Source organism: Streptomyces subrutilus, from assembly GCF_001746425.1.
Lineage (GTDB): Bacteria > Actinomycetota > Actinomycetes > Streptomycetales > Streptomycetaceae > Streptomyces > Streptomyces subrutilus_A.
In genome coordinates, this window is record NZ_MEHK01000002.1 from 55,723 (window position 1) to 74,746 (window position 19,024).

16 protein-coding genes and 2 pseudogenes are annotated in these 19,024 nt (G+C 69.5%); 12 read left to right on the top strand and 6 right to left on the bottom strand.

The genetic code is table 11. From position 1 onward, the window contains the following. The first annotated feature begins 121 nt into the window (after positions 1-121). Entirely contained in the window at positions 122-442 is a 321-nt protein-coding gene (locus BGK67_RS40470; protein WP_244291541.1) for a hypothetical protein, read from the top strand. 51 nt (positions 443-493) lie between these two features. On the opposite strand, the gene BGK67_RS33555 is transcribed toward BGK67_RS40470, so the two are convergent. Next, the gene (locus BGK67_RS33555) at positions 494-1,093 is read right to left on the bottom strand and encodes a hypothetical protein (protein WP_069924340.1); all 600 of its coding nucleotides are present in this window, start codon (positions 1,091-1,093) and stop codon (positions 494-496) included. A gap of 586 nt (positions 1,094-1,679) precedes the next feature. On the opposite strand from BGK67_RS33555, the gene BGK67_RS33560 reads away from it, so the two are divergent. The 8 genes from BGK67_RS33560 to BGK67_RS40475 all read left to right on the top strand — a co-directional run bounded on the left by BGK67_RS33560 (position 1,680) and on the right by BGK67_RS40475 (position 11,005). Then, a complete protein-coding gene (locus BGK67_RS33560) occupies positions 1,680-2,528 on the top strand; it encodes a tetratricopeptide repeat protein (RefSeq protein ID WP_079154724.1) in 849 nt (282 codons plus the stop codon). Positions 2,529-2,905: 377 nt separating this feature from the next. Continuing rightward, complete coding sequence (locus tag BGK67_RS33565) at positions 2,906-3,529, top strand: DsbA family protein (RefSeq protein WP_244291542.1); 624 nt, start codon at positions 2,906-2,908, stop codon at positions 3,527-3,529. 1,541 nt (positions 3,530-5,070) lie between these two features. Next, a complete protein-coding gene (locus BGK67_RS33570; RefSeq protein ID WP_069924342.1) occupies positions 5,071-5,655 on the top strand; it encodes a helix-turn-helix transcriptional regulator in 585 nt (194 codons plus the stop codon). Positions 5,656-5,728: 73 nt separating this feature from the next. Next, positions 5,729-6,316, top strand: a complete 588-nt coding sequence (locus BGK67_RS33575) for a toxin-antitoxin system, toxin component (RefSeq protein ID WP_141754142.1) — start codon at positions 5,729-5,731, stop codon at positions 6,314-6,316. Next, positions 6,316-7,470, top strand: coding sequence for an MAB_1171c family putative transporter (locus BGK67_RS33580; protein WP_069924344.1), 1,155 nt, complete (start codon positions 6,316-6,318; stop codon positions 7,468-7,470). Before BGK67_RS33575 ends, BGK67_RS33580 begins: the two co-directional genes overlap by 1 nt. 148 nt (positions 7,471-7,618) lie before the next feature. Further along, positions 7,619-8,824: an MAB_1171c family putative transporter gene (locus tag BGK67_RS33585; protein ID WP_069924345.1), complete on the top strand. Its 1,206-nt coding sequence runs from the start codon at positions 7,619-7,621 to the stop codon at positions 8,822-8,824. Then, the gene (locus tag BGK67_RS33590) at positions 8,821-10,251 is read left to right on the top strand and encodes an NAD(P)/FAD-dependent oxidoreductase (RefSeq protein WP_069924346.1); all 1,431 of its coding nucleotides are present in this window, start codon (positions 8,821-8,823) and stop codon (positions 10,249-10,251) included. Before BGK67_RS33585 ends, BGK67_RS33590 begins: the two co-directional genes overlap by 4 nt. 604 nt (positions 10,252-10,855) lie before the next feature. Continuing rightward, positions 10,856-11,005, top strand: a complete 150-nt coding sequence (locus BGK67_RS40475; RefSeq protein ID WP_244291543.1) for a hypothetical protein — start codon at positions 10,856-10,858, stop codon at positions 11,003-11,005. A gap of 5 nt (positions 11,006-11,010) precedes the next feature. On the opposite strand, the pseudogene BGK67_RS33600 reads toward BGK67_RS40475, so the two are convergent. Further along, positions 11,011-11,487, bottom strand: a pseudogene (locus BGK67_RS33600) (IS5 family transposase); the annotation flags it as partial. 274 nt (positions 11,488-11,761) lie between these two features. Between BGK67_RS33600 and BGK67_RS33605 the strand changes: the two are divergent. Further along, the gene (locus tag BGK67_RS33605; RefSeq protein ID WP_069924348.1) at positions 11,762-12,964 is read left to right on the top strand and encodes an IS110 family RNA-guided transposase; all 1,203 of its coding nucleotides are present in this window, start codon (positions 11,762-11,764) and stop codon (positions 12,962-12,964) included. A 247-nt stretch (positions 12,965-13,211) separates the two neighbouring features. Continuing rightward, positions 13,212-14,020, top strand: a protein-coding gene (locus BGK67_RS36980) for an IS5 family transposase (protein ID WP_432215423.1) whose coding sequence is annotated in 2 segments (ribosomal slippage) — positions 13,212-13,544 and positions 13,547-14,020 — 807 coding nt in all. Because the reading frame shifts where the segments join, the coding sequence is not laid out codon by codon here. A 25-nt stretch (positions 14,021-14,045) separates the two neighbouring features. Here BGK67_RS36980 and BGK67_RS36985 read toward each other — a convergent pair. Further along, positions 14,046-14,381 (bottom strand): annotated as a pseudogene (locus tag BGK67_RS36985) (transposase); the annotation flags it as partial. A gap of 36 nt (positions 14,382-14,417) precedes the next feature. Beyond that, on the bottom strand, positions 14,418-14,825 hold the full coding sequence (locus tag BGK67_RS33615) for a hypothetical protein (protein WP_141754143.1): 408 nt from the start codon (positions 14,823-14,825) through the stop codon (positions 14,418-14,420). Positions 14,826-15,872: 1,047 nt separating this feature from the next. Between BGK67_RS33615 and BGK67_RS40480 the strand changes: the two genes are divergently transcribed. Continuing rightward, positions 15,873-16,376 (top strand): hypothetical protein, encoded by a 504-nt coding sequence (locus BGK67_RS40480; protein ID WP_244291544.1) that lies wholly within the window; start codon positions 15,873-15,875, stop codon positions 16,374-16,376. 276 nt (positions 16,377-16,652) lie between these two features. On the opposite strand, the gene BGK67_RS33625 is transcribed toward BGK67_RS40480, so the two are convergent. Together BGK67_RS33625 and BGK67_RS33630 are read right to left on the bottom strand one after the other, a co-directional pair. Then, positions 16,653-16,916, bottom strand: a complete 264-nt coding sequence (locus BGK67_RS33625) for a DUF6234 family protein (RefSeq protein WP_244291545.1) — start codon at positions 16,914-16,916, stop codon at positions 16,653-16,655. Positions 16,917-17,222: 306 nt separating this feature from the next. Further along, positions 17,223-18,782 (bottom strand): hypothetical protein, encoded by a 1,560-nt coding sequence (locus BGK67_RS33630; protein WP_141754144.1) that lies wholly within the window; start codon positions 18,780-18,782, stop codon positions 17,223-17,225. Positions 18,783-19,024: the final 242 nt, after the last annotated feature.

Genomic DNA, 19,024 nt, shown 5'->3' on the forward strand with positions numbered 1-19,024 from the left:
GGAAACCGCGTCGGCCCCACCACAGGAGGGGACGAAACCTCGACGCGAAACCGACGCTGACCGCGCTCACAGCACGGCGTAGGCTCCGCGGATATTCGCAGCTGGACCAACAGGGGGCCTGATGGAGCACAGCTCTGAGCGAGAGAACAGCGAAGACTCGGCCTCTTCCCGTTACAGCCGGGATGTGCAGCAAGAACGCCACGCTTTGCGCGAAGTCCTGCGCTCCGATCTGCCCGCCGCCCACATGGGTTTGGGCGTGACCATCATCGCCCTCATCGTGGTGGCCACCTTTTCCGGCCCTCGATGGACACTGATCATTCCTGGTGCCTTCACGGCCTGGTTCATCCTTGCGCTGACAGTGATCCACATCGGCAGCGCCCATGGCTGGGACGCCATCCAACGGGCGTACACCGCAACGTTCGGCTGGGGCAATTGGATCTGAACGTCCCTCGCGCCCGCCCGCTCCACCGAGTCCGCGCCAAAAACGACACGTTCAGCCGGCCTCGCCCGCCTGCAGGCGAGCCAAAGCACCGCCCAGCTGGGCCGCGGTCACCGGCCCGCGCTCCGGCAGCAAGGCCTGCTGCCAGGCACGCAGCGCCAGCTCCTTGTCGCCGGCGGCCGCCTGGAGGACGTAGCCCTTGGCCTCGTCCTCTCCGATCGCCTCCGTCTCGGGCCCCAGGTCCATCAGGTGCACCACGACGCGCGCCTTGTGCATCGGGTTCGAGGCCAGCGCCTCCATCTCCTTGTAGACCAGCACCCGCCGCCCCACCAACGCCTGCGCCCTCGTGATCATCGCCGCCCCGGCGTCCGTGTCGCCCCGGTCGGTACGGATGGCCGGCTCCAGCTCACCGGAGACGTTGCGCAGCAGCAGGACCCCGCGCGTACTCGACTCCTCCACCGTGACCGCTAGCAGGGTCGCGGGAAAGCGGGTCGCCGCGGACAGCCGCTGAACGTCCCGGGCCACGACATCCCCCAGCACGAACAGGTCGACGGACAACGCCCGCACCCGCGCCTGCCAGGCGGACTCCTCCCCCACCGGACACGGACCGGCCGCCTGGGCCGCAGCGAGGACAAGAGACTGATGACTGCTCATGTGTCCATCATGACCCCGGCACAGGCGCCCGTTCGCGCCCAGGCAGCCCTTCGCGCTCCTTGGCCAGTCGGCCTTGGGCCGCCCGGGCCTCGCGATGGTCCGCGGGCCGGCGCGAGTCTGGCCTCGTCGGCAGCGATCAGTGCACTGCAGGCGCCCGCTTCGCCGTTGACGGCCTGTCGCTCACCGACAGCATGTGCTCTCTGTCGGGCGCGGTCATCGGCTGCGGAGGTCCTATCGGGTTCGACCGAGAAATCTACCGACGCCGCAACGAGGTGGAGCGGACGATCAACCGACTAAAGAACGGCCTGCCGGCCGGCGGCCGGGTTCTGTCGCCGTTCAGGTGAACAGGTCCTTGGGCAGGGTGCGGCGCTCGCGGTGGGGGAAGCAGCAGCTCAGTCCCGCCGAGCTGGAGCACATCGAGCGCGACGAAGGAGGCCGGCGACCGAGCGTTCAGGCTAGGGCGCTGCGGCCTGAGCGGCTGCGCGGCGCTGCAGTCCCTCCCCCTCGCCGCTAACCGGAGTGGCGGCGTGAGATCGGTGCGGGCCGCTGACAGGGCATCCCCGGTGGCTACGTACCCTCATCTGCTATGACGTACCTCAAACGTATGGGGCAAGCAGCCTCCTGGGTGGCGTGGACGGGCGGGGCCCCGGCCCCCTGGCACCTCGCTGCCCTCGACGAGGCCTACGCGCTCATGGACAAGGGCCAGTTCGAGGAAGCCGAGGCCCGGGCACGAGCTCTCGTCGAGGCCCGGCGCAGCCGCAGAGGACGGGACCGCCGACCGGGCACCGTCTGGTACGCCGCCTACGTCGCCGCCCTCGCAGCACGCGCCCATGGACGACAAGCGCATCCGCTGCTGGCCGAGTTCGAGGCACTGATCGCAGAGGCTGAGCGGACGTACGGCATACACCGGGGGCTGCTGCTGCCCGCCCGTCTGAACCGCGCGTGGGTGCTGATCGACACAGAACGGCCCGCCGAAGCGGAGGCGGAAGCGAGAGACGTCCTGCGCGCGCTGGCGCGGAGGGCGCACGACGAAAGGGACCGGCAGCTCGAACTGTCCGCCCTGATCTGCCTCGGGCACACCCTGTGCGCGCAGGGCCGCTACGAGGAGGCGGAGACGATCGCCCGCGGAAATCGGGCACGGGCCGACACTGACGTCGTGCAGCCCCTCCGAGTCCTGCTCATCCGCAGCCTGTCGGGCCTGGGCCGCCATGCGGAGGCACTGGCCGAGTCGCTGGAATCCCTGCCCGAGCCGCAGCCGCACGCCGCGGGGCATCTGGAGCTCTACAGGGCTACCGCTCTGCACGCCTTGGGCCGCAGGGCCGAAGCCCGGGCGGAAGCCGACAGGGCATTGGCTGCCTGCGAGCGGTACCTGCACCCGACACACTCCCGCAACGCGGCGGTCCGCACACTGCTGTCCCGCATCGGCCCGCCTTGACCCTACGTGCCGTCGCGGCCCACGCTCGCCCGGATGGCGCCCTGAATCAATGCTGGCCAGGCCGACCCTCGGGGGCTCTCCCGCGTCCTACGTCTGCCTGCAGAGCGGCACGTCCTCCGCCTGCATTGCGACCCGGATTATGCGACCTCCTGCCGGCCCGGGCCGACGGAATCCGGTCCACGTGCGCGGTGTGCCGTCCGTGTCTCCTGCGGCCAGCAGGCCGCCTACATCGGCTCGCCCTCCAGGGCGGGGCGGCACAGGGCATTCTCCGATGCGAGCTGCGGCCGCAGAGGCTAGGGTCCGTTCTTTGACCTGAGAGGGGAATGTCTGTGCGGGTAGCTCGGCGTGGCGCGGTCTGGGGTTCGATCGCTGTCGCGGTGGCCACAGCGGTGGTGGTCACGAACGTGTGGGGGGACGCGCCGCGGTATACGACCGCGAGTGTTCCAGAGTCGCTGTCCGCGGACGGGACGACGATCGTGCTGGGCGCTCCGGACGCCGATGTCACGGTGCGGGTGTATGAGGACATGAGCTGTCCCTTCACCCGGGAGTACGAGACGAAGGGGGCCGGTCCCGGGGTGCACGAGGCTGTGCTGAGGGGGGAGATCAGGGCGGAGTACCGGCTGGCGACGTTCCTGGACCGGAACGGCGGCAACGGTTCGAAGAAGGCTGCCAATGCGCTGCGAGCCGCCTTGGAGCAGGGCAAGTTCGCCGAGTTCCATCGCGCTCTCATGTCGGCGCCCGCGCCCGCGGAAGGCTATACGGATGCCTACCTCCTAGAGCGCGCCAGCACGGTCAAGGGGCTGCGAGGAAGTGCCTTCGACGCGGCGGTGAAGGACATGCGGTACGGGGCCTGGATAGGCGCCTCGGAGAACGCCTACGACGAGGCCGGGGCGCCGAGAACGCCGACGCTTGAGGTGAACGGCAACCGGCTGGCCGAAGAGGACAGCTGGGTGGCCTATGAACCCGACTCAGTGCAGAGCATCGTGACGTACTACCGCTGAGCCTCGGTCTATGACGGGAGCTCGGACGGCTCGGGCGCATCAAGAGGTCACCTCGGGGCGGCTCGCATCACCAACACCGACGAGTGATCAAGGCAGAGGGTGGTGACGGCCACGAGAACGCCGGGCGCCGCCGCTCTACCCAGGAGGCATCCGCTGGCGGGGGGCATCAAAGGCATCCATCCGGCGCCCACGAGGCCGCCAACACTCGGTGACGAGCCGTCCTCACGATCTACCCAGAGGCCTCACCGACCAGGGTGGCGACAGGCGTGACAGACCTCACCACTCAAACACCGCCGTGAAGCCACTCAGCACCACCGCGGTCGCTACGAAGGAACTAGGGGACATCACCCGCCTGCGCCGGTACGCGGACCTACGCGTCGCGGTCCGCAACGGCCGCGTCATCGTCGGCGGCCTCGGGCTCCTCGTCGACGTCACTCCGAATCCATGCCCTCTATGCGCGTCTCGCCGCCGGGGAGCCGGCCCAGCTTCAGGTCCATCTTGCCCATGCTCTCGGCGAGGGGCCTGCCGGGTTATTTGAACACGCTCAAAAAAACAGAGGTACCCTCCATTAAGGAGGGAACGCATGGAATCACTAGGCATCCTGTTCGCAGCCGCAGCCTGGGCAGTCCCACTTGCCTGCCTGCTGACTCTGGCAGTGGCAGTGGCGGCCGTCGTAGGAGCCACGCGATGGCGCCGCCGGACCATCAGCGCCCTGGAGAGGGCCGAGAACGAACAAGCGGCGCCTCGACCCGCCATTGAACGGGCTGGCCGGCCTCAGTCTCACGGACGTTAGCGCCCCAGCCTGACACCGACCCCCGGTCAGGGAATCACGCCGGCGGCGGCCGACGACAACGGCAGACGTGCCCGAGAGGCGCAGCGCTCACCGGGCGCATAGGCAGCTCAAGTTCGCTCTCCGCCGGCCGGCCAGTGCAATGGGCAGGGGCGCGCGGTTATGCTGCTCAAGAGCACGCGTGGTCGCACACGCATGCCACGCCTCCGGGAATGGATTCAGGTCCACGATCCGGTGGTGCGATGACTCGGGCGAGTCACACTGGATGGCCGTTCCTCCGTCGCAGGAGGGGCGGCCATCCGCCCTTTCACGGCGGTGCAGCAGCCGTTCGTCATGGCTTCCGCATCGCCTGGAAGGATTCGGTCCGTCAGGTGTCGCTCAGGCGGGCCCGAGCAGTACCGACGCGCAGGCTGCATGTGATTGTTGCGATCACGAACCAGGATCCTGCTACGTACACCACGCCGCTGTCAACGATCAATTCACGACGTGAAACGATCATTTCACTATGCCAGCAGCGTCCCTCATCCATCAGCGAGTTCACCAGGTGGCCGGGCGCACCACACCTGATCTGCTGGTTCGTGACGGTTGGCGCCCCTCGTCCGGCCGGAATACCGTGCGCCTCCTTGCGGCGGTTTCAAGACGAGGATCGTTTCAGTTGTGGAATCGATCGTCGCTCTGATCTAGTGGTTTGGCAGGTCGGAGCACTATCCTCCAGCAGCCGCCCAGCCACCGAACCCCGCCAGGAGACATCGTGACCGACGAGGGTGACCCGCATCTGAAGAGCCTCGGTCTCCTGGAGCAGCTGGTCGAGGAAGCCGACCTCGACTGGGCCACTGTTCTCGACCCGGTCCCGCTGTCGATGAGCACCGGCCTGCCGGTCGGCGTCGTGCGGGCGGGCCTGACCCGGCGGCCCATGCCCCAGGCCGATTTCCAGCAACAGGTTGCCGAGCGGCTGGCGTTCCTCCGCGAGACCCGCCTGCGCCCGGACGGCGGCCAGTATTCGCAGGGCGAGATCGCCGCCGGAGCCGATGTCACCCCCCAGTGGGTCGGCGAGCTGCTCAAGGGGCGCAAGGTTCCCAGCCTGGAGCTGGCTGCCCGGATCGAGGACCTCTTCAAGGTTCCCAGGGGCTTCCTGACCGCGACCCCTTCCCAGGCGCTCGCCCGCGCCCTCGAGGAGAAGCTGGCGGACGAGCAGGCACGGCAGCTCTCGGGCCTGCGCGAGCTCAAGGAGAAGTACAAGCTCCGGTCGGTTGCCTTCCGCGGCGCGCCGGAGACCCTGGCCGCGATGCAGGACCTCCTGAACCTCATCGTGGACGACCAGCACGAGACGCGATGACCCGGCGTCGCCGACGGCGCGGGGGGTTGCGGACCGGTGGCATCGCTCGCGGTGCGCAGGTGAGGAGGCAAGGGTGGGGATCGTGAGGAAGCGCAGGCAGAGTGCGCGGCTGGAAGAGGAAATGGTCCGGCTGTGCGATGAGTTGTACGCGGGTCTGGGCGAGCCCGCCCCCCGGGACATCGATGAGCTGATCGACCGCATCGCGGGGTACCTGAGCGAGTACCGGGGTGATCCGGCCCGTCCCGTACGGATCGTGCGCCGGGACTTCCCGCAGGGTCTGGGCCCGGTGTCGGGACTGTGGCTCGACCGCGAGAGCGAGGACGTCATCGTCGTCGCCAAGAGCACCAGCCCGTTCCACGCGCTGGTCATCCTGGGCCACGAGATCTGGCACATGGTCCGCGGGCACTGCGGCACGCACGTCCTGGGCACGCAGGTCGCCACGCGCCTGCTCGGAGACGAGCTCCTCGACGCCGACGACCTCGACGAAGCGCTGCGCCTGGTCGCCGCGCGGACCCATGCCGTGCCCGGCGACGAGGCCGAGGCCGAGCAGTACGGCCGCATGATGGGCCGTCGGTTTCGGCACCTGGTCGAGTTCGACCCGGCGCAGCGGATCCTGGAGGGTCCGGCAGCCAGGATCCAGGCTTCTCTCGGCGATGGCTGATGAACGGCTCGGACTACTACATACCGGCCGCCGCGCTCGCCGCGGGCTTCCTGGTGAAACTGCCCGGGCTCATCCGGCGGCGGCACGACCCCATGGTCAGGGCCATCGCCGGCCTGCTGTTCATGGCCAGTGCCGGATTCGCCTTCGCCGCGCCTCCCACGATCGCCGTGGTGAACCGCACCGTGGGGATACCGAACGTCTCCGGGCCGCTGGTGTACGCGATGCTCAGCGTCTTCAACACCTGCTGCATCATCCTGCTCGCGTACTGGCGTGAGGGGCTCGGCGGGGACGTCCAGCGCCGCGTCCGGCGGTGGGTCGCCGCCTGCGGCACCGTCATCGTCCTGATCGCCGTGGCCTTCGCCCTGGGCGACGCCCCGGTGGAGCGGCTACGGGACCTCGACACCCACTACGCGTCCACCCCGTGGATCCGCGAAATGATCGTGGTCTACCTGTCCTGGCACCTGGTGGTCGGCGTCGTCGTGCCGACGATGTGCTGGCGGTGGTCGCGCACCGTCGACGGGTGGCTGCGGGCGGGGCTGCTGACGCTCGTCGCCGGATTCGCCTTCAGCACCGGCTTCGGCGTGGTCAAGGCCGCCGCCGTCGTAGCCCGCTGGACCGGTGGGGACCTCGACTTCCTCAGCACCGACCTCGCGCCGCCGCTGGCCGGTATGGGCGCCGTCCTGACAACCGCCGGATTCCTGCTGCCGCAAGGCAGGCGGGCCGTGGCGGCCTGGGAGGCGTGGCGGACCTACCGGTGGATGCGGCCCCTGTGGCACCGGCTCCGAACGCTCACGGGGCTGCCCGCCACCACCACCTGGCGGGGGCCGCTCGAAGCCCGGCTCTTCGACCGCGAGACGGACATCCACGACGACCTGCTGACCCTGGCCCCGTACTGCGACGCGCAGACCATGGCGGCCTGCCGCGAGAAGGCGGTCGGCGAGGGAGCCGGCTCCGACGACGCGTGGGCCATGGCCGCTGCCACCATGATCGCGCACGCCATCGCGGCCAGGGAGTCCGCTGTTGAAATCGGCGAGGAATCCCAGGAGTCGGGAACTGCCGCCCTCGGCGCCGTGCTCAGCACCGGACCCCGGGGAATCGCGCGCGTCTCCCGCCAGTACGGCGCCCTTCGACACCACACCGTGGCCGCCTCATGAGAAAGACACCCCCAATGAATGGCCCCCGCCTCCCCCAGGCCCGCAACGTCGCACCGCCAGCCCCCCGTTGCGCCCCTCTCTGGTCCGCCGCCCTCTGGTCCGCCGCCCGGAACGCGCTGCCAGACGACCCCGGTCAGCAGGTCGCTTCGTGAGCAACCCCAACGGCGTCGCCTTCTACATACCCGGCGCCCTCCTCTTCGTGGCCGGCTGCCTGAAGCTGCCTCCGCTGTGGCGCAATCCCAAGGACGAGCTGCTGCGGTCCGTCTGCATACTGCTGTTCGTCGCCGCAGGGGTCTTCGCCGTCGCCGCGGTGCCCTCCATCGCCGCGATCAACCGCATCAGCGGCCTCCCGAACTTCGCCGCCCCGGTCGTGTACGCGATCCTCACGGCGTTCTCCGGGTCCAACCTGGTGCTCATCATCCGCTGGAGCAGCGGCCCCGAGGAAGCCGCGCAGGCGGCCCGGTGGTCCCGCTGGTGCAACTGGGCGACCGTCACGGTCATCGCGACGCTCTTCGGCCTCTTCGCCCTCGGCGAGGCCCCCGTCGAACGGCTGGTCGACCTCGACACGTACTACGCGAACACCCCGTACATCCGCGAGATGATCGTCCTGTACCTGGTGGCGCACACCACGGCCGCGGTCACCATGACGGTCCTGTGCACCCGCTGGGCACGAGTGGTCCACGGCCCGCTGCGCGCCGGGCTGGTCCTGATCGTCATCGGCTACATCCTGAACCTGGTCTACGACGCCCTGAAGTTCACGGCGGTCGGCGCCCGCTGGAGCGGCCATAACCTGGACCACCTCAGCTGGCCGATCGCGCCTCCGATCGCGGCGGTCTCCGCCCTGCTGATCGGCATCGGCTTCGTCCTGCCCCTGCTGTCGCAGCGGCTCATCAACCTGGTGAACCCCTGGGTGCGGTACTACCGGCTGCAGCCCGCGTGGCGTGAGCTGCGGGTCGCCACACAGCACAGCATCAACCTGGCCGGCGGCCTGTGGACGCCGATGGAGGTACGGGTCTGCCAGCTCGAGTCGGACATCTACGACGGGATCCTGACCCTCCACCCGTGTCTGGATCCCGAGATCCACGCCGCCGCTCTGCGCGAGGCCCTCAAGACGGCGCGGACGGAGGAGGACGCGCACGCCGTCGCGGACGCCGCCGCCCTGGCCCACGCCCTCGTCGTGTGGACCAGCAAGACGGCCCGCCAGGGATCCGGCGCCGACAGGGCGAACGACGGCCCGCTGCTCACCTCCGCCGGCGGCGTCGCCGGCCTCGTGCGGCTGTCCAAGGCTCTGTCGAAGTCCCCCATCGTCCGAGCCACCCGCGAGGCGGCGGTCCTAGAAAGCAGCATCCGATGACCCAGCAGCCCACCGGCGCCGCCCGCGTCCTCATCCTCGGCGGCAGTCTCGCCGGTACCCTCGCGGCCGCGGCACTGGCGCCGCACGCCGCCGAAGTCCTCCTGGTCGAGCGGGACAAAGCCCTCCCCGACTCCGCGGCGCCCCGGCCCAGACTTCCCCAGGCCGCCCACGCCCACATGCTGTGGGCGGGCGGCGCCGACGCGATCGAATCGCTGCTGCCGGGCATGACCGACACCTGGCTGAAGGCCGGGGCGCACCGCATACCGATACCCAACGGCATGGTCTCCTTCTCCCCCGCGGGCTGGTACCGGCGGTGGACCGAGACGCACTACCTCATCGGCGCCAGCCGGGACCTGATCGACTGGGGCGTACGCACCGCCGTTCTCGCCCTCCCGAACGTCTCGGTGCGCACCGGCATCACCGTCACCGCCCTGATGGGGACCGCCTCCAAGGTGACCGGTGTACGGGTGCGGGACGAGAATTACGCGGAGAGCGAGCTCACGGCCGACCTGGTCATCGACGCCACCGGCCGTGACTCCAAGGCCCCCGAGTGGCTCACCGCCATCGGCGCGCCCGACGTCCCCGAAACGGTCGTGGACGCCGGCGTACGGTACGCCAGCCGCCGCTACCGGGCCCCCGAGGGCGCCGAGTCGGACTGGCCCGTCATCCACATCCAGGCCGACCCGCGGGAGGGCAGGCCCGGCCAGGTCGTCTCGATCATCTCGATCGAGGACGGGCAGTGGCACGTCAGCCTTTCCGGCACCCGCGGCGGCGAGCCCAGCGCCGACGGGGACCTCTTCGAGGACTTCGCCCGCGGCGTCCGCCACCCGCTCGCCGCCGAGTTCCTGGCCCGCGCCGAGCCGGTCAGCGATGTCGTCGTCTACGGCCGCACCGCCAACCGGCAGCGCCGGTTCGAGAAGGTCGCGATGCCGGCGGGGTTCGTCGTCGTCGGCGACGCCGCCACCAGCCTCAACCCCGTCTACGGCCACGGCATGTCCGCCGCGGCCCTCGGCGCGGTGGCCCTGCGCGACACCGCCGCCCGGGTGTCCGTGACCGCACCGAGGTTCGCCGCCCAGGCGCAGAAGGCCGTCGCCCGACCGGCTGCCGCGGCCTGGCTGCTCGCCGTCGGCCAGGACCGCTTCTATCCGGGGGCCATCGGCAAGGCTCCCAACTTCGCCGACAAGGTTGCAGCCCGGTACGTACACCGCCTCAGCCACACCGCCATCGGCAACTTCCTCGTCGTCAAGGCACTGACCGACGTGATGACGATGAAGAAGCCGGCCACGGTCCTGGGCCACCCCGACGTCCTGCTCGCGGCCGCCCGCGGCCTTCGCCGGCCCCTGCTCGACGGACCGCAGCTGACCCCCGCAGAGCAAAGCATCCTCGACCGCGAACCCCGACGGGCAGCGGAGCCGACGAACCTGTGACGCGCGGTTCCGGCCGTCCGGTGACGGTGGCGGGCAGACCGCCCCGATAGCCGCCTGACGCCTGACGCAGACGGGCCCCTTCCCGGTTTCCGCCGGAAGGGGCCCGCCCGGTTGCTTCACTCGGCCCTGCCGTTGTGCGTCCCCCTGGCTGCGTGCCGCGGCTGGTCACCGTATGCACGACGGGCAAGGGATCGGGTGGCGGAGGGATGGGGAGTGGCAGGATGACGCGGTGTCCGAGGCCTTCCGTGAACTGTGGCTGCGCGGCATCGCTTTCAATCCGGCGGCGCCCTCCGACGTACTGATACGCCTGCTGGATGAAGCGGCAGGTGAGGCCGGCTAGGGCCTGTCTCTTAGATCGTCCGTGAGATCGTCGTGCTCGTGATCGAGTCCTGGGTGATCCATGACGACAGCCCTGTCCCTGTGTCGTCCGAGGTGGTGTTGGAGGCTCTTCGGTCGAGAATCGGCAGCGGCAGCTGGAGACGTGGCTGACCAGTTCGTCCGGACGGTCGCTGCCCTTCGTGCCGAATACCGAGCGCGCGATGGTGATGCTGCTCGAAGACGAGGGCGATCCCGGCGAGCATGCCGTGGACCCCGGAGCCGGGGGTTGAGCGACGGGTTCATCCTCTCCAACGGGCAGGACGACGAGTACCCGGATGAGGACACCGTCCCCATCCGTGAGGCGTTCCGGCTCGTGGAGCACATCGTCGACACGGGCTCTTGGCCTGCGGACGCGCACTGGGTGGTTGATCGCTGAGTGGGCTATCGCCGGGCCCAGATGAGGATGGCGGCGAGGTGGAGTGCAGCCTGGTAGGCGATGGCGAGCTTGTCGGTTCGTATGGCCAGGCCGCGCCACTGCTTGAGCCGGTTGATGCATCGTTCGACTGAGTTGCGCACCTTGTATGCCTCGGCGTCGAAGGCGGGTGGTCGGCCTCCGGCGCGGCCTCGCCGCAGGCGGTGGCCGATCTGGTCGGAGGGCTGGGGGATGACAGCGCGGATTCCGCGTCGGCGGAGGTGATTCCGGATCGCGCGGGATGAGTACGCGCGGTCCGCCAGGACGGCATCGGGTCGGGTCCTCGGTCTTCCCCTTCGCGGAACGCGGATGCCGGCCAGGACGCTCTCGAAGGCCGGGGCGTCGCCCGCCTGGCCTGCGGTGACGCGGAGGGCCAGAGGTCGTGCATGGCCGTCGCTGGCGAGGTGGACCTTTGTACTCAGGCCGCCTCGGGAGCGTCCAAGCGCGTGGTCGTCGGGTTCGGCCCGGCCTGGAGCCCCCCCCCGTTACCTTTTTCGTGGCCTCGCAATGGGGCCTCCGGCCTTCGGGTCCGGCATGACTTCCCCCCCTTGTTGTTGATGATCCGGGGGGTGGTGTCACCGGGTCCGAAGGCATCGACGGACCGCTGATGAGGGGCTTGAGCACCGGCTTCACCCGAGCCGGAAGAGCTCTCCGTAACGTGGATGTGGCAGCTCGGTGCCGAGGCAAGGCCGGACGAAAGCCTGATGGAGGGGCTGGCACGTGATCGACACCGGTGACATCGACGTCTTCCTCGGCCTGGACGTCGGCAAGGGCGAACACCACGCCACCGCCGTCACCCCGACCGGGAAGAAGGCCTTCGACAAGCGGCTGCCCAACACCGAACCCAAGCTCCGCGAGCTGTTCGCCAAGCTGAAGGCCAAGCACGGAACCGTCCTGGTCGTGGTCGACCAGCCGGCCTCGATCGGCGCCCTGCCGCTGGCGGTCGCACGGGACATGGGCTGCCCGGTCGCCTACCTCCCGGGCCTGACGATGCGGCGAATCGCCGACCTCTACCCGGGCGAGGCCAAGACGGACGCGAAGGACGCGTTCATCATCGCGGACGCGGCCCGCGCGATGCCGCACACGCTGCGGGCGATCGACGGTGAGGACGAGACGATCGCCGAACTGGAGATGATCGTCGGGTTCGACGACGACCTGGCCGGCGAGGCAACGAGGGTCGCGAACCGGCTGCACGGCCTGCTGACCCAGATCCATCCGTCGCTGGAACGGGTGCTGGGGCCGCGGTTGCAGCACCCGGCCGTCCTCACGCTGCTGGAACGGTTCGGGTCACCGGCACAGATACGCAAGGCCGGCCGACGACGGCTGGTCACGCTGCTGCGGCCGAAGGCGCCGAGGATGGCCGAGCGGCTGGTCGAGGAGATATTCGCCGCGCTGGACGAGCAGACCGTGACCGTTCCGGGGACCGAGGCGGCCGCGCTGATCGCCCCGAGCCTGGCCGGATCCCTGGCCGCCGTTCTTGACCAGCGCAAGCTGTTGGCCGGGCGGATCGAGGAACTCCTGGAGGACCACCCTCTTTCGAAGGTCCTGACGTCGATGCCGGGAGTCGGCGTCAGGACCGGAGCCCGCATCCTGATCGAGGTCGGCGACGGCAGCACCTTCGCGACCGCCGGCCACCTCGCCGCCTACGCGGGGCTCGCCCCGGCGACCCGGAGCTCGGGGTCCTCGATCCGCGGCGAACAACCGTCCCGAAGGGGAAACAAGCAGCTCAAACGAGCCTTCTTCCTCTCCGCCTTCGCCGCTCTGGGCGACCCCGCGTCCCGGGCCTACTACGACAAGAAGATCGCCCAGGGCAAGCACCACACCCAGGCCCTACTCTGCCTCGCCAGACGCCGGGCCGACGTCCTCTTCGCGATGCTCCGCGACGGAACCTTCTACGAACCCCGGCCAGCCTCAGCGGGCTGATCCTCAGCGGCCTCGCCGCACACGGGACAGTCCCGCTCGTCGACTGAGTCCAACACGACCGGATGACCGCAAAAGTCGCACGGCCGCATACTTTCGCCAGCCGACTCCCGAACAGGCGCGTCATCAATCATGACAGCCACACTGCCACCCGACCACCTTGACCAAAGACATATAGCTCGTAACAGGATCTTGGTGAGATGCCCTGGTCGGGCGTAACCGGTGTGATGATTCGGCCGTTCGTGAGTGCGTGAGCACTCGGCCGTGGATCGTGGACGACGACTTGTGGGCGCTGATCGAGCCGCTGCTGCCGCCCTGGCCGACGAGGTCGCCAGGGCCGCGGCCGGTCGCAGACCGGTTGTGCCTGCAGGGCATCCTGTACGTCCTGCACAACGACATTGCCTGGCAACTCCTGCCACCTGAGCTGGGGTTCGGCTCGGGACAGACCTGCTGGCGAAGACTGGAGCGGTGGCAGCAGGCCGGGGTCTTCGACCAGCTGCACCGAATCCTGCTCGCCGAGCTGAACGCGGCCGGCCGGCTCGACTGGTCCAGGGCATGCGTGGACGGCTCTCACATTCGCGCGAAAAAGGGGGAGCCGACACCGGTCCGTCGCCGGTCGACCGGCGGAAGACGGGCAGCAAGCACCACCTGATCTGCGACGGACGCGGCACCCCGCTCAAGGTCATCACGACCGCGGCGAACGTCAATGACGTCACCCAGACCCTCGCCCTGGTCGACGGCATCCCGCCAGTGGCGGGCCGCCCCGGCCGTCCCCGCAGACGCCCGGACGCCCTGCTCGGCGACAAGGGCTACGACTCCAACCCCAACCGGGAAGAGCTGCGCAAACGCCGGATCCTGCCCGTCATCTCCCGCAAAGGAGCCCCGAACATCAAGGGCATGGGCAAACTCCGCTACGTCGTGGAGCAGACCTTCGCCCTGCTCCATCAGTTCAAACGCCTCGCCGTCCGATGGGAACGCCGCACCGAACTCCACGACGCGCTCGTCTCCCTCGCCTGCAGCCTCATCTGCTGGAGACGCCTCAAGAAACACGATTCATGATCGTGTTACGAGCTAATAGGGGCACCCCCCCCTTTCCGGCTCCGGCGGCGTGCTGGTGAGCCCGGCAGACGGTGGAGTCCACCGACACGGTCCAGCCGATGTCGTCATCGTCGTCGGCCGCTGCCAGGATGCGTTCCCAGGTGCCGTCCATGGCCCACCTGGTCAGCCGTTTGTGGGCGGTTTGGAACGAGCCCAGCTCGTCCGGCAGGTCCCGCCAGGGCGAGCACGTTCGGTACTTCCACGCGATGGCCTCAAGGGTCCGACGGTGGTCGGCCCACCGTCGTCCACGAACCGGATCGGCCGACATTAGCGGCTCGATCCGGTTCCACATCGCATCACTGATTACCAACCGGACAGACACATCCGATTAACCGCCCACCGATCAATCAGACACGCTCTAGGGGCGAGCGTCCATGCGGTGGATGAGTCCGCCGTCGGGGCCGAAGACGTCGATGAAGTAGCCCTTCTTGAAGGACGCCCCCTCCTTCGTCGTCAGGTGGGTGATGACCGAGGTGTTCTGCCGGCGGAAGATCGCGTCCGCCTGATCCGCGTTGCGGGTCCGGATGACCACCCGGGGCACGCCTTCCGGTCCGTCCTCGACCTGGATCCCGTACACGTCCGGGTCCCCGCCGGCCGCCGTGTAGCGCTCGGCCAGGGCCACGGCGTCCTGGGGAGCGGCCGTGGCCGTGGACGTCGGGCCGGGCATGACCTGCTTCCGTGGTTCCTCCGTGCAGCCCACCAGCAGCGCGGCTCCCGCCACCGCCGTCAGTGCCGCGCGGGCGCCCCGTCGTATTGTGTGCCCCATCGCCAACTCCCCTGATCGGTAAGGATTCGGCGACCCTACGCGAGGCCTGCCGCGCCGCGGAGGCCGGCCCAGTTGGGGGCTGCTGACCAATCGACAGACACATCCGATCAACAGCTCAGCCCACCAAAGACACCCCCTAGCTGATGTGCGAAGGCCGCGACCTGCCCGACGCCGTCATCGACGCAGCCCTGTGCCACCCGGACAGCAGGATTCGCCGCCGGATCGCCTGCAACCGGCACGTCGACCCCGCACGACTCGCCCCCTTGGCAACCGACCCGTCGGGAATCGTCCGCGGCTGGCTTGCCGGTGGGCCCCGCCCCGGACCCCGATGGGTGCGACCGCTGCCGGACGACATCCTCGTCACCTTCCTGACCGCCCAGGACGGGGGCGAGGACGGCATGCTCACCGAGCACAAGATCACCCAGGAGCTCAGCGCCTCACGGCAGATCTCTCGGTCTTTCTACCGCGCCATGGCCGGGCACGAGCACCCCGCGCTCCGCGTACACGCCACCTGGAGGTGGCAGTCGCTCACCTCCGCCCAGCGGGCGGCATTGCTCAACGACCCCGACCCCGCCGTACGGAAAGTGGCGCAGGGGAGCATCTGGGAGCTGGACCCGGAAGCCGTGGAGGCCACACTGCCGTCCTTCGGCTCGCACGGCAAGCTGTTCGTGCTCGGCACGTGCGCCCTGTCCCCCGCGCTGGTCGAGCAGTGCTTCGCGGACGGCACGGTGCACCCCCTAACCTGGAACCGCCACACTCCGGCTTACGCCGTCGCCCGGCTCGCCCGACACCCCGAGGCGAAGGTCCGCGAGATGGTCGCCGCCCGGCCCGATCTGGGACCGGACCTGATCCCCGAGCTGAGGCAGGACCGGGATCCGGACGTACGGATGCGCGCACGCCTCCCCCCCCTTCCCCCGCACCTGGGCCCAGTACTGGGCCATCCACCGGGGCATCGGACACGGTCGAGACTGCACCTGCCCGGTCACCGAGCCCGAGACCGAGCCGCCTTCCGATTGGTTCGCCGCCTGCGCGGCGTCCGCGGAACCGGTGCTGCGCCGAGGCGCGGCGAGCTGGCCCGGCCTGCCCGCGCCGCTCGTCGAGTCACTCGCGCGGGACGACGACGAGGAGGTACGGATCCGGCTGGCCTGCCACCACCCGCTGGCGCCGCCGCACCTCCTCCTGGCCGTCTTCGTCGCCCGCCCGGCCCACCGTCCGCACCTGCTGACCCTGCCCGGGTTCCCCCGCACCGGCCTGACCCACCTCATCGGCCACCCCGACCCCCAGGTACGCGCCCTGGCCGCAGCCGATCTCGCCCTGCCCGAGCCGCCGGTGGAAGACCCCGACGCCTCGGTGCGCCGGGCGGCCGCCGCCCATCCGCGCCTCACGCCCGAAGTCCTGGAGGCCCTTCTCGCCGACCCCCGCACCGCAGAGGGCGCTGCGGCCAACCCGACCCTCCCCGTCCCCCGCATGCACGTACTCCTGGACCGCTGCCTGAACGGCAACGCCACCCCTCCGCCGACGGGGGGATGCCGAGAGACGACGCCCGCGTAGCGATCACATGCACGGCGAGTCTCTGCCCGTCATCGGCCGACGCCGACATGCCAGACAGGCGTTTCCGCGTCTCATCAACCTTCCGGGCACCAGCAAGCGACTGCTCCTGCACCTGGCTACAACCGGCGCCATCTGGCTCCGCTACTTCGCTCAGCACTTCCTACGACCTCGGCGACGCCGCCGCCGGCCTCACCAGGCTCTCTCTACCCTGCGACCACCGCTGGTGAACGACGGGCAGGTTGGCGATGCGAGCGGTAGCTCCTTGGCAGAGGCCCCCTAATCAGAAAGGGCCAAGGCAGCGAGCAGTCCTGCTCCGATTCCCAGGACAAGCGCCTGCATGATGCCTGTGACGCGCCACCGCAGGGCAAGGAACCCGCCGCCTGTGATGACCGCACCACCGACCAGGATCCACATTCCCTGCCACGCCACCTTGGGCGCGCCGGGCACACTGTCCTGGTCATAGCCGTCGGCCCAGCCGGCCATCCCATAGCCGAACACCAACCAAGCGATGGCCATCAAGTCGGGGATGAGGAGCGCCACGCCGACCCCGACCTGTTGACCAGTCGACGGCTCTTTTCCGCGTCCCATCCTCATCACCGGCGTCCACGAGAGTCGGTTGACCGCATGAGGTCAGCATGTGGCTCTGACGGGCCCTGCACATGAGTACGGATACTCAATGAGCTCCCGGTAGCGGAGACGGAGATCTGACCACAGGCTCGTTCTCGCTGGAGGGACTGCTGGTCCACTTCCTGTCTGAGGTTTCGCTCAGCAGCACAATCACACGAAGTGGACCAGAGCCCCTTTCGAGGCTCCGGTGGAGAGCGGCCGTCGCGGGCCGCCCCGTGGTCAGAACCGCGACGAGCGGGCCGGCTCAGAGCGAGAGCGCGGCATGTGGTCCCGATACCTCTCCACCTGGTCGGTGGCTGCTTCCGCGTGTACTCCCGGCCCGGCCCGAAGCTCCTCGCGCCGGGCATGCTCGGCATCTGCCGCGTCCAGCGGGCCACGCCGCTCACGCGCCACCAGCCCCTGCAGGGCCTCCTCGAGGGCGAACTCCACCGCCCGGCGCCGTACGGCTTCCTGCGCCTGCGCAGCTCCCTCCAGGCACTGCGGGCACAGCCCACTGGGCGGCCCTTCACCCCGGCCGGGACGGCGACAGGACGGCTCCGCACACTCCCAGAGGCCAGACTGCTCCGCTACCCGGCGCGCAGCGGGCACTGCGCCTGCTCGGCCGCTTCGCCGGATCCGGTGCCTCTCGGGGCACACGGGGCACGGATGGCCGTCGTCGGCGTCCTCACCGTCTTCGCAGCGCGGATTCCCGCAGTGATTGATCCTCAGCAGCTCGCTGACGACGGCGGGGTAACTGAGGATCTCGCCGTTGCGGTGCTTCTGCGCGTATCCCCATGCATGCCAGCGCCGCGAGATGCGGTGGGCGAGCTGCTGCGCCGTGCGCTGCTCGGGTCCGGCGTCGAGCAGGCCGAGGATCACGTCCCGGACCACCTTGGGACGGTAGGTGGGCATGGAGCCGGCCAGCTCGGGCGGATAGCCCTCCTCGACCGAGCGCACGGCACGCGCTTGGGCCTGCGTCATACGGACCTGACCCTTGCCGATCCCCGACCGCTTCCTCGGCGCCTGGGCGCCGATCGCCGCGGCCCGGCCGCCCGTCGCGTGCCCCCTCCTACCTGTAGGAGCCCTCCGGGCGTCACCGGCGCTACGCGCCGAAGGCGCCTGGTTCTCGTTGTCCTTCTTCTTGTTAAGGCTTCTTCTGGTTACCGCCCCGGACTGAGGGGGGACGTCCGCCCCACGCTGAGGGGCTACGTGGCCCCCTAACTCGGGGGACACGGCCCGCCCGTCTCCCCCCACTCGGGGGGATACGGCCTGACGTGCGCGTCTTCCTGTGTCGTCAGCCTTGATGTCTTCCAGAACCGCTTCTTCATAGGCATGGCCGAGCTGGTCGTAGAACTGGCTCAGGGAGCGGGGGCCGCTGTAGCCGACGGGTGGGGTCCTGCGCAGCTTGTAGACGTTCTTGTGCTGCGGACCGCGGCCGTCGGGGACCTTGATGACGGTGAGGGCACCGATCCCTTCGAGTTCGCGCACGAACTTTGTGATCTTGTCGCCTCGGGAGTAGCCCATCAGCAGGGCGAGGATTTCCGTGGTCGGCCATACGTAGCGGTCGCCGCGGCGGCGGTTGAGATGCAGAGCCAGGAGCCAGTAGAGCTCTTTGGCTTTCGCATCGATGTCGGCGAGGCCGATCCAGTGGCCGAGCTGGACGTAGGGAAGCTCGTCCTCTGCCTCGACCTCGAACGGGTCGGAGTCCTGGGCCCGGATGGCGGCGAGCATCGCCGCAACGGCGCGCATCCGCGCGTCCGACGAGCCGGCCTCCGGCGCGGGACGGGAAAAACTGGTCACGTGGCAGTCCCCTGCGGGCGAGAGAGGGGGCTCCCGTCGCGGAGAACACGGACAGAGGTCCAAGACAGCGCTCAGACCGTATGAACAGGTTCCTGGCGGTAGGCCGGCGCGGTCGCAACACGCCTGCTGGAGCACCCTCAGGTGGATTCGGTTGTAGTGGTGCGTCGAGTGGGCGAGTCAGGTGGTGCGTGTGCACGTTGCCCCTGTCGCAAGAGGAAACGTGCCGTTGTGTCAGGACACCG